At 29.0% G+C, this 13,366-nt stretch carries 14 protein-coding genes and 1 tRNA gene; 3 read left to right on the top strand and 12 right to left on the bottom strand.

Annotation, left to right across the window (positions count from 1 at the left end):
• Positions 1–4: 4 nt before the first annotated feature.
• Positions 5–1,315, bottom strand: a complete 1,311-nt coding sequence (locus ACIJYF_RS07195; protein ID WP_435116467.1) for a tetratricopeptide repeat-containing sulfotransferase family protein — start codon at positions 1,313–1,315, stop codon at positions 5–7.
• A gap of 300 nt (positions 1,316–1,615) precedes the next feature.
• Between ACIJYF_RS07195 and ACIJYF_RS07190 the strand changes: the two genes are divergently transcribed.
• Together ACIJYF_RS07190 and ACIJYF_RS07185 are read left to right on the top strand one after the other, a co-directional pair.
• Positions 1,616–1,690: transfer RNA gene (locus ACIJYF_RS07190), tRNA-Gly, on the top strand.
• A 10-nt stretch (positions 1,691–1,700) separates the two neighbouring features.
• Positions 1,701–2,045, top strand: a complete 345-nt coding sequence (locus ACIJYF_RS07185) for a 4a-hydroxytetrahydrobiopterin dehydratase (RefSeq protein WP_435116465.1) — start codon at positions 1,701–1,703, stop codon at positions 2,043–2,045.
• Here the strand turns inward: ACIJYF_RS07185 and ACIJYF_RS07180 are convergent, their stop codons facing one another.
• The 8 genes from ACIJYF_RS07180 to ACIJYF_RS07145 all read right to left on the bottom strand — a co-directional run bounded on the left by ACIJYF_RS07180 (position 2,046) and on the right by ACIJYF_RS07145 (position 9,048).
• On the bottom strand, positions 2,046–2,684 hold the full coding sequence (locus ACIJYF_RS07180; RefSeq protein ID WP_435116463.1) for a serine aminopeptidase domain-containing protein: 639 nt from the start codon (positions 2,682–2,684) through the stop codon (positions 2,046–2,048). It lies immediately after the preceding gene.
• Positions 2,684–4,219: a bifunctional phosphoribosylaminoimidazolecarboxamide formyltransferase/IMP cyclohydrolase gene (purH, locus tag ACIJYF_RS07175; RefSeq protein WP_435116461.1), complete on the bottom strand. Its 1,536-nt coding sequence runs from the start codon at positions 4,217–4,219 to the stop codon at positions 2,684–2,686. The genes ACIJYF_RS07180 and purH overlap by 1 nt, the downstream gene beginning before the upstream one ends.
• The gene (locus tag ACIJYF_RS07170; protein WP_435116459.1) at positions 4,219–5,427 is read right to left on the bottom strand and encodes a heparinase II/III family protein; all 1,209 of its coding nucleotides are present in this window, start codon (positions 5,425–5,427) and stop codon (positions 4,219–4,221) included. Before ACIJYF_RS07170 ends, purH begins: the two co-directional genes overlap by 1 nt.
• 209 nt (positions 5,428–5,636) lie before the next feature.
• On the bottom strand, positions 5,637–5,846 hold the full coding sequence (locus ACIJYF_RS07165; RefSeq protein WP_435116457.1) for a hypothetical protein: 210 nt from the start codon (positions 5,844–5,846) through the stop codon (positions 5,637–5,639).
• A gap of 4 nt (positions 5,847–5,850) precedes the next feature.
• Positions 5,851–6,510 (bottom strand): ribulose-phosphate 3-epimerase, encoded by a 660-nt coding sequence (gene rpe, locus ACIJYF_RS07160; RefSeq protein ID WP_435116455.1) that lies wholly within the window; start codon positions 6,508–6,510, stop codon positions 5,851–5,853.
• 28 nt (positions 6,511–6,538) lie between these two features.
• Positions 6,539–6,895 (bottom strand): hypothetical protein, encoded by a 357-nt coding sequence (locus tag ACIJYF_RS07155; RefSeq protein WP_435116453.1) that lies wholly within the window; start codon positions 6,893–6,895, stop codon positions 6,539–6,541.
• 84 nt (positions 6,896–6,979) lie between these two features.
• Positions 6,980–8,788: a sodium:solute symporter family protein gene (locus ACIJYF_RS07150; RefSeq protein WP_435116451.1), complete on the bottom strand. Its 1,809-nt coding sequence runs from the start codon at positions 8,786–8,788 to the stop codon at positions 6,980–6,982.
• Positions 8,788–9,048 carry a DUF4212 domain-containing protein gene (locus ACIJYF_RS07145; protein ID WP_435116449.1) on the bottom strand — a complete coding sequence of 87 codons (261 nt, stop codon included), beginning with the start codon at positions 9,046–9,048 and terminating at the stop codon, positions 8,788–8,790. Before ACIJYF_RS07145 ends, ACIJYF_RS07150 begins: the two co-directional genes overlap by 1 nt.
• A gap of 134 nt (positions 9,049–9,182) precedes the next feature.
• On the opposite strand from ACIJYF_RS07145, the gene ACIJYF_RS07140 reads away from it, so the two are divergent.
• Entirely contained in the window at positions 9,183–9,806 is a 624-nt protein-coding gene (locus tag ACIJYF_RS07140) for an esterase (RefSeq protein ID WP_435116448.1), read from the top strand.
• Here the strand turns inward: ACIJYF_RS07140 and acs are convergent.
• The 3 genes from acs to tsaD are packed head-to-tail and all read right to left on the bottom strand — an operon-like array spanning position 9,803 to position 13,353.
• Positions 9,803–11,851, bottom strand: a complete 2,049-nt coding sequence (acs, locus tag ACIJYF_RS07135; protein WP_435116446.1) for an acetate--CoA ligase — start codon at positions 11,849–11,851, stop codon at positions 9,803–9,805. The two genes, ACIJYF_RS07140 and acs, sit on opposite strands and share 4 nt — an antisense overlap.
• Before the next feature lie 15 nt (positions 11,852–11,866).
• Positions 11,867–12,280 carry an EVE domain-containing protein gene (locus ACIJYF_RS07130; RefSeq protein WP_435116444.1) on the bottom strand — a complete coding sequence of 138 codons (414 nt, stop codon included), beginning with the start codon at positions 12,278–12,280 and terminating at the stop codon, positions 11,867–11,869.
• A complete protein-coding gene (tsaD, locus tag ACIJYF_RS07125; protein ID WP_435116442.1) occupies positions 12,280–13,353 on the bottom strand; it encodes a tRNA (adenosine(37)-N6)-threonylcarbamoyltransferase complex transferase subunit TsaD in 1,074 nt (357 codons plus the stop codon). Before tsaD ends, ACIJYF_RS07130 begins: the two co-directional genes overlap by 1 nt.
• Between the last annotated feature and the right edge of the window lie 13 nt (positions 13,354–13,366).

Here is a 13,366-nt window from a genome sequence, read left to right as displayed (position 1 = left end):
TAACTTAATTATATTTTTTAAATAAAAAATAATATGGTTTATACTTATCATCGTTATACTTTTGAATTTTTTGATGTATCTGTAAAAAACTACTGGTTTTGCTTATAAAACCATTACTATCATTTAAACTTAATATATCTTCAGAAGTTTCAATGTTACAAAATTTTAATATTATTTTTGAGTAATTTTTTGGATCGTTTGTAAAATCTTCTAGTTTTATATCTAAAATTTTATTGGAATATTTTTTTTTAAAGTGAGCAATAGTTCTTTTATAATTTAAAAAATATTTTGAAATATTGTCTATGGAGTGAGTCCAAGGTAGGTAAATTAACATTGACTGATAAATAGCTACTAAAGAGTCAAGTTTATTTCTAAAAGTATGAATAAATTTCGCTTTAGGAAATATCTTTAATATTAGATCGATATAAAAAAAATTTTCTAATGATTTATCAATTAAATTTTTTTTATTTGAATATGAATAAACATTTTCTAAATTACTTAAAAATATATCTTGATTAAAAGAAAAATTAAAATTTTTATAATTATAATCTTTTGTTAAAATATTTTTTTTAATTTGATTAAATATTGCAAAGTCAAAAATACTAAACTCACCATAAGAATAGCAGTTACTATTTCTTGATAATAAAGCTTCTATTAAAGTAGAACCTGATCGTGGTAATCCAATAATAAAAATAGGTTGAATATCATTTAAATTATTTAATTTTCTGCCATCGTCTAAAAAATTTATTTTATTGTGATGAATTTTAAGTAAATGAGTATGATATTCAGTTGATCTCTTGTTATATTCTTTATTTGAGTCAAATTGGAACTTATGAGCTAAATTTAAATATTTAATTTCATTTTCTATATTTCTTGTTTTTTCATATTTAGAGCAAATAAAATTTATTAGACTTTTATCTCCTAAGCTAGATTGAATTTCTAAAGATTTAATCTTATTTAGATATTCTTTATCAAAATTTTTAAAATTCATACTAAATAGTCTGTAATAGGAATTTATATTTCTTGGGTTTAATTTAATTAAGTCTTGAAATAATTTCTTCGCTTTTTCAAATTTTCCTAGGCTTTGAAGTACATTTGCATAATTATTAATTATTATGGGAGAATTTGGAACTTTATTGTAAGATTGTTCAAAATATAATATGCTTTTTTTTAGGTCATTAAGCTCATAGTATATATTTCCTAAAAAAAACAATATATCTACATTATTTGGATTTGATTTATTTAATTTTTTAAAAATTCGTAAAGATTCTAAAAGTTTTCTTTCTTTGAATTTTTTAATACCTGTTTCTATCATTTGAGCATTATTTTTTTAAATAATAAAAAATTAGAGTTCTTTTTTCTAAAATCATATTATTTTTTAGATAGTTTCATAAAATTTAATATAACTTAAATCTTATAATTTTTTTAATTGATAATCTTCAGGTATGTTTTTGTTAAATTTTAAGTTGGTCTGTAAATCTATTGGACTCATTCTGGGACACAGTGGATCCACAACTTTCTTGATTTGTTCTAATTTCTATAGGATAATCCAATTTTACTAATTATATTTAAAAGTGTAAGAAACGCTAACCAAAATTAATTAGCAGGAAACAATGCGGGCATAGCTCAGTGGTAGAGCGTCTCGTTGCCAACGAGAAGGTCGAGGGTTCGACCCCCTTTGCCCGCTCCAAAAAATTTTTATGAGTGATCTTTCAAACAAAAAATGTATTCCCTGTGAAGGTGGCGTTATACCTTTCGATATTTCAGAAATACATAAATATCAAAAAAAAGTAGATGGTTGGGATATAGTAAAAAATAAAAATGATATTCATTTTTTGAATAAAAAATTTATTTTTAAAAATTTTATAGAAAGTCAAAAATTTATCAATTTTGTTTCAAAAATTTCTGAAGAAGAAGGGCATCATCCAGACATAAAATTTGGATGGGGTTATGCAGAGATTGAAATTACAACTCACGCAATAAAAGGTCTCTCAGAAAATGACTTCATTTTAGCTTCCAAAATAGATCAAATAAATCAGCTTTAATTAAGAAAAAAACTTATTAATAATTTTATAAAGTTTATTTAATTTTTTTAAGTGTGGAGCAGTGTTGTGATCACAATTTTTTATTATCATTAATTTTATATTTTTTCGCCTAGGTATCATGCTCATATGATATTTTTCTTTTTCACTATCACCAAAAATAATTAAATAATTTGTCTTATTAGAAAATTTTAATTTCTTATATTTCCATTCAGTAATATTAGCAGCAAAATTTAAAAAAGTATTATCATTAGATATTTTTGGATGGATTGAAAATTGAGGAGAAAATGCAATTACTTTTTTAATAGGATGAAGAGTGGAGTAAGTGATGGCATTAAAAGCTCCCATACTATGACCAATCGCATAATTATTATTATTTTTAAGAGATGATTTAATATAGTTTATATCAATATTGTTTAACCAAGATCTAGTTATATCTTTGACAAACATAACATTATATTTTTTTGTTAAATTAAAAAACTCATTTTGTTGAACATATTTTCTTCCTCTGCCAATACTTGAGAAAGAAATTATGGTTATTTTTTTATTTCTATAAAAGTAATCTATAATCGTTTTTGGGTAATTATAATTTTTTTTTAGAATTAAATTTTGAATTTTTTTAAGATAGTAATTTAACTTCATTAATGTCTAAAATGTCTAGTTTTCGAAAAAACTAAAATTGTATTTGTTTCATTCGCAAAATTAATAATTTCTTTGTCTCGAATAGATCCCGAAGGCTGTACAACTGCTATAACACCTGATTGAACTAATTTTTCAATTCCATCAACAAATGGAAAAAATGCATCAGATGCAGCTACAACATCCTCATTTGTGTGTATAAACTTTTTCATTTTATTTATTGCAATTTGACAACTATCCAATCGACTTGGTTGACCAGAGCCTATTCCTGCAGTTGTGTCATTTGATGCAAGCACTATTGCATTGGATTTTACATATCGACAAATATTAAATGCAAAAATTAAGCTTTTCATTTGTTTTGGACTTGGTCTTTTTTTGGAAACAACTTTAAAATCTTTACTACTAAATCTTTTAAAGTCCTCTGTTTGTATTAATAATTCTTCGTTAGAAGATATAAACCTTAATATTTCTTTGAAAGAATAATTCGTTGCATCAATTAATCTTAAATTTTTTTTCCTTTTAAATAAGTCTAGCGCATCTTTTTCAAAGCCATTTGCTATAATGACTTCAAAGAATAATTTATTTATTTCTGCTGCTATATTTTTATTTATTTTAAAATTACAGGATACTATTCCTCCAAATGCACTTATAGGATCGCATGATAGGGCTAGTTTATAGCTCTTAAGATGGTCGTTATTTATTGAAACTCCACAAGGATTGGCATGTTTTATTATTACTGTTCCTTTGTTTTTAGGTAATGATTTTGAAATGGTTAAAGCTGAAAATATATCATTGTAATTATTATAACTTAATTGTTTTCCATGAATTTGATTTATTTTTAATGAATTATTTTTTGAATAGATTGCACTTTCCTGGTGTGGATTTTCTCCGTATCGAGGATTTTCAATAAGATTTGCATGAAACACTTTTTTTTTTGGAAAAATTATATGACTTTTTTTATTAAAATAATCTGAAATAACCGAGTCATAATAAGCAGTTTCAGTGAACGCAATTCTAGATAATTTTTCTCTAAATTCTAAGGATGTAGAACCTTTGTTCGATTTTAATTCTTTAATTAATTCTTCATACTGATCTGAAGAGGTAATAACTGTTACATCTTTATAATTTTTAGCTGCTGATCTGACCATTGTTGGTCCACCTACATCAATATTTTCAATTATTTTTTCATGACTTTTGGTATTCTTCAATGTCTCTTCGAAAGGATAAAAATTTACAATAACTAAATCTATATTTTCAAAATTATTATTTTTAATATCTTTTAAGTGAGTTTTATTATTTCTTTTATTCAAAATTCCAGCATGTATTTTTGGATGAAGAGTTTTTACTCTACCTTCTAAAATTTCAGGTGAACTTGTAAATTCAGAAACTTCTAGACACTTAAATTTTAATTTTTTAATTTCTTTATAGGTGCCACCCGAACTAATAATCTTTATTTTATTTTTTTTTAAAGAATTAAGAAGTGGTCTTAAATTTTTTTTATTTGAAACTGAAATTAGAGCTGTTTTTATTTTTTTCATTATATTTTAGTAATTTCCCATTTTATGATTTCACTCGTATTTTTACTTATTCCAGAAACGCATATGTTTTGATTTTCTTTGTATGAATTTTTAATACCTAAATATAATCCATTATCAATATTTATATCATAGTTTTCACAACTAAATTTCCAGCCTTCTTCTTCTAGCTCTATTAGGATTGACTTATTATCTTGTGTTTTCATTACTCTTGAATTTGGATCTAGATGAAATCTTACATCAAATTTAATTTGTTCTGAATTGTCTTTTCTTAATAATCTATCAAAACCAATAAATTTCATTTGTTCTGGATAAAATTCAATTTCTCTTTCATGAATAGTTTTAAACTTTTTTAGATATCCATCATGTGAACCTGATAGTTTCCAATAATTATCCTCAAATACTATATTTTTTTTAGTTATGTGAACGCCTCTATCAACAATTAGATTTGATTTATTTGATTTTTTGTAATTACAAGAAGAATGATCTTCAATTGAAAGAGTGCTTTGTAGAGCAGTGCTTTTTGAAAGCTTATTTAATTTGTTTTGAATATTAGAAAAATAGCCTGAGTTTGTGATTAGTTTTTTACCATTCGAAAAAACTTCAAATGAAAGAGCGCCAGATTGATAAAATTTTGAAAAATTATTGCTGGGACTGTCTCCTATATCCATCGTAAATATAATCTTTTTACTTTTAAGAATGGCATAACCTGCAATCTCCTTATTTTCATTTTTAAAAACATATCCAAATCTTTTAAGGTACTGGTCAAACTCATTATTGTTTGAGATGTAGTTACCATTAAATAGAATATCTTGATTAATATTTTGCCAGATAAAAGCATAACTTTGACCAAGATAGTATATTGTTTCATCAATATATTCGGGAATTATATTTTGGGACTCTTTAAACCACTCTCTAATTAAAATAAAATATTTTAAATAGAAGATTAATTGTTTTATATTTCTAGTTTTTGGAAAACCTTGATTATCAATTGATGATTTTATTATCTTTTTCAAAAGAGCCAATCCACTGTTAAGATACTTATTTTCTGTTTTGTATGATAGCCCTGTTAAAATTATTGCTGCACATCCAACTATTTTATTTTCAACCTCTGACAAATTTTTGATTTCATACATGAGATGATTTGTTTGTTTTTGAATACTGTGGTTGAACTTTTTTTTAAAATCTTCTTCACAATCTTCATAAGTCAATTGATGATTGGATAACCAAGAAATTATTCTTTTAGAGGTGATGTCAAAATTCCAGCTTTTTTTATTGTAGTGAGGATTTTCGTTGATCCAATTACTAATAACTGTTTGAGTTGTTTTTTTTGATGATTTTAAATCAAGGCTAAAAAACCAAAAAAAATTATTTAATTTTTCAAATTCTTCGTATTTTAAATCATTTCGCCAAATACTTTCTAATGCAAAGTCTTCAATTTTATATTTTTTTTTTGATATTTTACTATTGAAGATATTAAGTAAGGACTTGGTTTATAATCAAAAGCAATATCATTAGTTTTAGATATTTTTTTGTCATAAAATTTAGAGTTTTGATAAAATTGTTTTAAACTTAATTTTAAATTAAAATAAATTTGGCCTAAGTTAGCTATAAAATTTTTGATGGTCATTAACTTATTTTAATTTTAATAAATTAATATTTTTTTTTATATCTCCATTATTACTTTTAAATACTGTTGTTCCTGAAACAAGGATATTAGCTCCAGCCTCAATTGCTGATTGACAATTATCAAAATTAATCCCTCCATCAATTTCAATATCAAAGCTCATATTTTTGTTTGATTTAATTTCTTTAAGTTGTTTAACTTTATTTAAAACTTCAGGCATAAATTTTTGACCACCAAATCCAGGATTTACACTCATTATTAAAACTAAATCAATCTTCTCAAGGTAATTATTAATTAAGTCAAGTTTAGACTCTGGATTAAGTGAGACTCCAACTTTTTTATTTAAGCTTTTAATCTTTAAAATTGACTCTTCTAAGTTTTCGGTTGCCTCTGGATGAATTGTAATAATATCAGCCCCGGCATCTGCGTAAGCTTCAATATATTTATGAACAGGAGCTATCATCAAATGAACATCAAATTTAATTGAGCACTGTTTTCTTAAAGCTTTAATTACAGGTGGCCCAATAGTAAGGTTGGGTACAAAATGACCATCCATGACATCAACATGGATCATATCTGCACCACCTTCTTCAAGTCTTTTAATTTCATTACCTAGTTGACTAAAATCAGCAGATAATATTGATGGTGAAATTTGTATTTTTTTCATTGATAGCTAGATCTACTAGTATCAATTTTTAAAATTTAATTGAATTAAATAATTGATAAATTTGCCTAGAAATTTCACTTTCTAACGGAAAGGACAACATACCCATTACAGAATAGCCTAAGATCCAAGGCATAAAGTAAAATCTAATCATATAAAAGAACCAGGCAACATACAATGGTACTAGAGGCTCTATAATGAAAGATGGGGTTATAGGTTTAAAAATTTTTATTAATGGATTGGTATATTTTACAAATATTTTCATAAAAAAGAATTCAGAATCTTCTTTTTGAAAAATATTCATTGCAACTCTCCCTATCAAAGTCCACATGATAACACCTAGTAGGTAATCTATAAAATAAACTAGAGGATGAAGGTTTGCCGACATTAAGAAATTTATATTGGAAAAAGGAGTAAATTAAAAGGGGCGAAATTAATCGCCCCTCTATAATATAATTAAGATTTGATTGTTCTACTTACCAGTAACGGTTCTACCGCTTGGTATACGAACTTCATCAACCATTTTTTGAGTAGCTTTATCTGGCGCCTCAGTCATTAAACTTACAACAACCATAGAAACCAAACTTACTGCCGCTCCAAAGATACCAAATGTTAATTGAGTAATACCTAGGAAACCACTTCCACCAGTTCTTACCCAAACTAGATACCAAATTGAAGATGCAAGACCTAAAGCCATACCAGCAATAGCACCTTGTCTGTTCGCTCTCTTCCACCATACACCTAGTACGAGTGGGAAGAACAATCCAGACATCGCAAAGTCAAAAGCCCAGATTACTGAACCTAAGATGCCTTGGATTTCCATTGCCGCAATAGTTGCTCCAGCAAAACCAATTATTACAAGTAATACCCTTGCAACAAGAAGTCTTTTTGCAGTCTCTGCTTTTGGATCAATCATTTTGTAATAAACATCATGAGAAATCGCATTTGCAATTGCTAGAATTAAACCATCAGCAGTTGACATGGCAGCAGCCATACCTCCAGCAGCAACCAGACCTGAAATTACATATGGTAATCCAGCTATTTCTGGTGTTGCTAAAACAACCGCTTTACCGCCCATGAAAAACTCATTTAATTCAAGAGTTCCATTTCCGTTAAAGTCACTGATGAACATCAAGTTTGCTTGATTCCAGTTTTGGAACCAATCAATTGATTGAACTTCAGCAAATGATTTACCAATAATACCTGTAGGTAAATTTGGATCAATCAACGACAGTTTAGATAGTGTTGCCAACATTGGCGCAGAAGAATACAGAAGGAAGATAAAGAATAAAGACCAACCCACTGATTTTCTAGCTGCTTTTACACTTGGAGTAGTAAAGTATCTCATCATCACGTGTGGTAATGAAGCTGTTCCCATCATCATCGCTAGTGCCAATGAAATAAACGCCCAAGGCGTTGCATTTACTGCAGAGTGTGCTTTAGTTATTCCAGCTAACCCTTTAGGTACCGTTGCTAAATCAGCTGCAGAGTTTTTAACAAACCCAAATTGCTGTTCTAGTTCACCAATTCTAGCTACTTCATCAGCTAACATAAAGTGAGGGAAGAAACCTGCACCCATTTTGTTACTGATCCAAAAAATTGGAAGTAAGTAAGCTATAATCAGTACGATATATTGTGCAACCTGTGTCCAAGTTACCGCTCTCATACCCCCTAACATTGAACAAAGTAAAATACTTATTAGTCCAATATATACAGCGTATCCAAAGTCGATATCTAGAGCAACAGATGCAATAGTACCCGTAGCGTTAATCTGAGCAGTCACATAAGTGAATGAAGCAACAGTTAAAACTATTACCGCACATAGTCTTGCTAAATTACCACCGTATCTTGTACCCACGAAATCTGGAACTGTGTAACAGCCAAATTTTCTTAAGTATGGTGCTAATAAAGTTGCAACCAATATATAACCACCAGTCCAACCAACAAGTAGTGCCATATATCCGTAACCTTTAAAGTAAATACCACCTGCCATTGCAACGAATGAAGCACCAGACATCCAGTCTGCCGCTGTCGCCATACCGTTGAATACAGTTGGAACTTGCCTTCCAGCTACGTAATAAGCATCTGCTTGGGCTGTTCTTGATAGATAACCGATTAATGCGTAGATGAATATTGTAAAAGCTACAAAAGCAACACCTATTGCTTTTGCAGTCATACCCATCTGCTCACCAATTGCCATTAAGATTATGAAACCTATAAAACCTCCAGTATAGATCCCATAAACTTTTGGCAAATTGTCTATAAATTTACCTTTAATCATTAGTCATCTCCTCTCTCGGTGAAGCCGAATTCTTCGTCGATCTTCTCTTGCCTATTAGCAAACCAAAAACACAAGATTACAAAAATTCCAAGAGATCCTTGACATGTAAACCAATATGTCCATGGATATCCGAAAGGTCCAGTAACCTCATTCATTTCAGCTGCAAAAAGGAAGATGCCAATTGAGAATACAAACCAAATTGCCAATGTTACAAATAACAGTGACCTGGTTTTTTCCCAGTGTTTTTCTGCGTTTGACATTTATACCTCTCTCTTTTTAGTTATAACTGTGAAAACCATAACCATTATAAAGGTTTTGAAAAGATGAAAATTGATCATAATAGGTGCTTAATTACTTACTTTTTTAAGGTATAATTGTTCTAAACTACGATTTTATGCAAAAATATAAGTTATCTTGGAAAGATTTATCATTTAAAGATTTTAAAATTTATTTGTTTGCTTTGTTTAAAGCTTTCATTCCAAAGAAAAAAATAAAAGATTTAGATGAACTTGAACATTTTATTCAAACAAAATCTGCATGGGTTACGCAAGTTACTTTATATAGCTATTTGAAAACTCGAATGGGAACCAGATACGTTCTTCATTTTGATAATGATGAGTTTATGTCATCAGTTAATCTAGCTAAGTGGAATATTTATTCTACAGCTCTTCAAGATTTAACTTTTTTTACTTTTTCATATTTAAAAGTAAATTTTAATTATCAAAACACTAATCAAGCTAAAGAAATTTTTAACAAAATTTTAGATGACGAAATATCAAACAAGATGCCACTTGATATAACCGAGGAAGCAAAAAGAACTTTTAATGAAAGATTGCAAAATTTAAATTGGGAGACTTATTATAAAGATCTACCTTTTAATCCAAGCGCACTTTCATTATATAAGTGGGCCCCTATAGCTGAAGAACTTAAAACTTTAGATAGAAAAATTGTATTAAATTCTATGATTTTAAAGTGGGATATTATTAGAGATGAATTTAAAAAGTTAATAGAATTTTAAATATTTTTTCTATTATCAACTAAACTTTCAATTACACTTGGGTCGGCTAAAGTTGTTGTGTCACCCAATTGATCGTGTTCATTAGCTGCAATTTTTCTTAAGATCCTTCTCATTATTTTTCCTGATCTAGTCTTTGGAAGGCCTGGTGTAAAATGAATTAAGTCTGGAGTAGCCAAGGGTCCAATTTGTTTTCTGACCCAAAGTTTTAAATCCCTATCTAGATCACCATTTTCTTTTTCACCTACATTTAAAGTTACATAACAGTAAAGCCCGTTACCTTTTATGTCATGCGGATAACCCACAACTGCTGCTTCAGCAACTTTTGGATGAGCAACGAATGCGCTTTCTATTTCTGCTGTACCAAGATTATGTCCTGATACAATAATTACATCATCAACTCTTCCTGTGATCCAATAATATCCATCTTTATCTCTTCTACAGCCATCACCTGTAAAATACTTCCCATTAAACTGTGAAAAATAGGTATCAATAAACCTCTGATGATCTCCATAAACAGTCCTCATCTGTCCTGGCCAAGATTGGGCAATGCAAAGTCTTCCTTCCCCGGGGCCTTTAATTTCAACACCTTTTTTATCAACAATAGCAGGCTTTATGCCGTAAAATGGCTTAGTTGCTGAGCCAGGCTTTAAATCTATCGCACCAGTTTGAGGGGCAATCATTATCCCACCTGTTTCTGTTTGCCACCATGTATCAACAATTGGACATTTGGAATTACCTACAGTTTTGTAATACCACATCCAAGCTTCTGGATTAATCGGTTCACCAACAGTACCAAGTAATTTTAATGATTTTCTTGAGGTTTTTTTAACTGGTTTATCTCCTTCACGCATTAAAGCTCTAATTGCAGTAGGTGCAGTATAAAAAGTATTTACTTTATACTTATCAATTATTTGCCACCATCTAGAAGTGGTTGGATAGTTTGGTATACCTTCAAACATTATTGTGGTTGCTCCATTTGCTAGAGGTCCATAAATTATATAACTATGACCTGTAACCCACCCAATATCAGCAGTACACCAATAGATATCCTTCGGCTTACAATTAAAAATGTACTGGTGGGTCATTGAAGCATAAACCATGTAACCACCTGTTGTATGTAAAACTCCTTTAGGCTTACCAGTTGATCCTGAAGTATATAAAATAAATAAAGGATCTTCTGCGTTCATTTCCTCAGGTTCACAATTTTTAGAAACATCTTTTATTAAATCATGGTACCAAACATCTCTTGATTTATCCCAGTTGATATAATTTCCAGTTCGTTTAACAACAATACATTTTTTAACATTAGGACAACTCTCTAACGCTTCATCAGTTGTATATTTTAAAGGAATTGTTTTTCCTCCTCTTACACCTTCATCGGCAGTAATTATATATTCAGATTCACAATCATTTACTCTTCCAGAAATAGAGTCCGCAGAAAAACCACCAAAAATAATAGAATGGACTGCACCGATACGAACACAAGCAAGCATCAAAATAGCAAGCTCAGGGATCATTGTTAAATAAATAGTAACTCTGTCTCCTTTTTTAATTCCTAATTTTTTTAAGCCATTAGCTGCTTTAGATACTTTTTCATGAAGTTGTTTATAAGATATTTTCTGATTATCTTTGGGATCATCTCCAACCCAAATTATTGCAGTTTTATCTTTTTTATCTTTTAAATGTCTATCAATACAATTTGCAGAAGCATTCAAAGTTCCATCGTGAAACCATTTTATTTTGACATCTTTAGTACTGTATTTAACATCTTTAATTTTTTTATATGGTTTTATCCAAGTTATTCTTTTTCCTTCTTTTTTCCAAAACTCATCGTTATTTTTAATCGATTGAGAATACTTATCTTGATATTTACTTTTAGTTGCTAAACTACTTTTAATCCATTGAGATTTAGTTTTAATAATAAGTTCTTTTGAACTTTCTTTTGCAACACTATTAATAATTTTTTTCTTAATTTTAGTTTTTTTAGTTACTCTTTTTGTAACTTTCTTCTTAACTTTAGTTTTTTTCTTTTTTTTTAATGGCATGAAATAATTTTATATTTAAACTTTACTCATCTTATTTAATATTTTCCAGCTTTTAGAGTCGATCGGCATTACCGATAGTCTACTTTGTTTAATAAGGGCCAAATGGCCTAATTCCTTAGACTTTTTGATACTTTCAAGGGTTATAGGTTTGGATAATTTTTCTAAAAATTTAACTGTAACAGCTACAAACCTTCCTGATTTATCAGTTTTATCTAGATAAGCCTCTTTGATTACTTCAACAATTCCAACAATTTTTTTACCAATATTTGAGTGATAAAAAAAACAAAGATCACCTTTTTTCATACTTTTTAAATTTTTTGCTGCTTGATAATTTCTAACACCATCCCAGGGCGCACCTTTAGCACCTGCTTTTTTTTGTTGATCAATTGACCATACATCAGGTTCAGATTTTATTAACCAGTATTGCATTATAATTGTACTCCTGCTCCTTTAAGAAAGGCAGCTTTTTCATCCAAAGACCACCTTGGTTTTGCAGGATGATCTAAATTATCAAATAGTTTTAATTTGAATTTTTCTAAACCAACCATAGCGATCATAGCTGCGTTGTCTCCACAAAACTCAATTGGCGGAAACATACTTTGATAATTTTCTTCATTACATAAATTAATTAACATAGACCTAATTCTCTTATTAGCTGCCACCCCTCCAGCAACTACAAATATTTTTTCTTGCAAATCGTTTTGTTTTTCAAATTCAGAAAATGCAATCTTGGTCTTTTTATATAAAATTTGTTCAACTGTTTTTTGAAAAGAAGCAGCAAGATCAAATTTTTCTTGATCAGTTTTAATATTTTTTGCTATTTTTAAAATTGCTGTTTTAAGGCCTGCAAAAGATAAGTTGCATCCTCCTTTATTAAAAATAGGTTTTGGCAAATCATACTTATTTGGATCACCTTTTTTTGCTAGAATTTCTATTTGAGGCCCTCCAGGAAATTCAATTCCCAAAAGTTTAGCAGTTTTATCAAATGCTTCTCCTAAGGCATCATCAATAGTAGTTCCTAATCTTTTATATTTTCCTAAACCCTGAACATTTAAAAATTGTGAATGACCACCTGAAATTAATAAAAGTAAATATGGGTAGTTTAGTTCTGAATTTAGTTTTGGGCTTAAGGCATGACCTTCTAAGTGATTAACGGCAATAAAAGGTTTTTCTAATGCAGATGCAAAAGCTTTTCCAAAACTTAAACCAACAGATAAACATACTATCAGACCAGGACCAGCTGTTGATGCAACTGCATCTATCTCTTCTATTTTTTTTCCACTAACATCAATTGCTTTTTGAACAATCCAATCAATTTTTTCCATATGAGATCTTGCAGCCAGTTCAGGAACAACACCACCAAACTCCTTATGAACATCAACTTGGCTTGAAACAATATTGGATAAAACTATTGGTATTCCTTGTTCATTTTCTGTAATTATTGAAGCTGCTGTTTCATCACAACTAGATTCAATTCCAAGAATTAAGGGTTTTTTACTCATTCAAATAGTTTTT

The organism is Candidatus Pelagibacter bacterium nBUS_49, from assembly GCF_051200925.1.
Lineage (GTDB): Bacteria > Pseudomonadota > Alphaproteobacteria > Pelagibacterales > Pelagibacteraceae > Pelagibacter.
Note: the sequence above shows the minus strand (reverse complement) of the source record. Positions and strands in the feature narration are given on the sequence as shown.

Bases quoted from the DNA above. Each gene is read 5' to 3' on its own strand.
- ACIJYF_RS07195 (WP_435116467.1), bottom strand. From the start codon at position 1,315: ATGATAGAAACAGGTATTAAAAAATTCAAAGAAAGAAAACTTTTAGAA.
- ACIJYF_RS07185 (WP_435116465.1), top strand. From the start codon at position 1,701: ATGAGTGATCTTTCAAACAAAAAATGTATTCCCTGTGAAGGTGGCGTT.
- ACIJYF_RS07180 (WP_435116463.1), bottom strand. From the start codon at position 2,684: ATGAAGTTAAATTACTATCTTAAAAAAATTCAAAATTTAATTCTAAAA.
- purH (WP_435116461.1), bottom strand. From the start codon at position 4,219: ATGAAAAAAATAAAAACAGCTCTAATTTCAGTTTCAAATAAAAAAAAT.
- ACIJYF_RS07165 (WP_435116457.1), bottom strand. From the start codon at position 5,846: ATGACCATCAAAAATTTTATAGCTAACTTAGGCCAAATTTATTTTAAT.
- rpe (WP_435116455.1), bottom strand. From the start codon at position 6,510: ATGAAAAAAATACAAATTTCACCATCAATATTATCTGCTGATTTTAGT.
- ACIJYF_RS07155 (WP_435116453.1), bottom strand. From the start codon at position 6,895: ATGTCGGCAAACCTTCATCCTCTAGTTTATTTTATAGATTACCTACTA.
- ACIJYF_RS07150 (WP_435116451.1), bottom strand. From the start codon at position 8,788: ATGATTAAAGGTAAATTTATAGACAATTTGCCAAAAGTTTATGGGATC.
- ACIJYF_RS07145 (WP_435116449.1), bottom strand. From the start codon at position 9,048: ATGTCAAACGCAGAAAAACACTGGGAAAAAACCAGGTCACTGTTATTT.
- ACIJYF_RS07140 (WP_435116448.1), top strand. From the start codon at position 9,183: ATGCAAAAATATAAGTTATCTTGGAAAGATTTATCATTTAAAGATTTT.
- acs (WP_435116446.1), bottom strand. From the start codon at position 11,851: ATGCCATTAAAAAAAAAGAAAAAAACTAAAGTTAAGAAGAAAGTTACA.
- ACIJYF_RS07130 (WP_435116444.1), bottom strand. From the start codon at position 12,280: ATGCAATACTGGTTAATAAAATCTGAACCTGATGTATGGTCAATTGAT.
- tsaD (WP_435116442.1), bottom strand. From the start codon at position 13,353: ATGAGTAAAAAACCCTTAATTCTTGGAATTGAATCTAGTTGTGATGAA.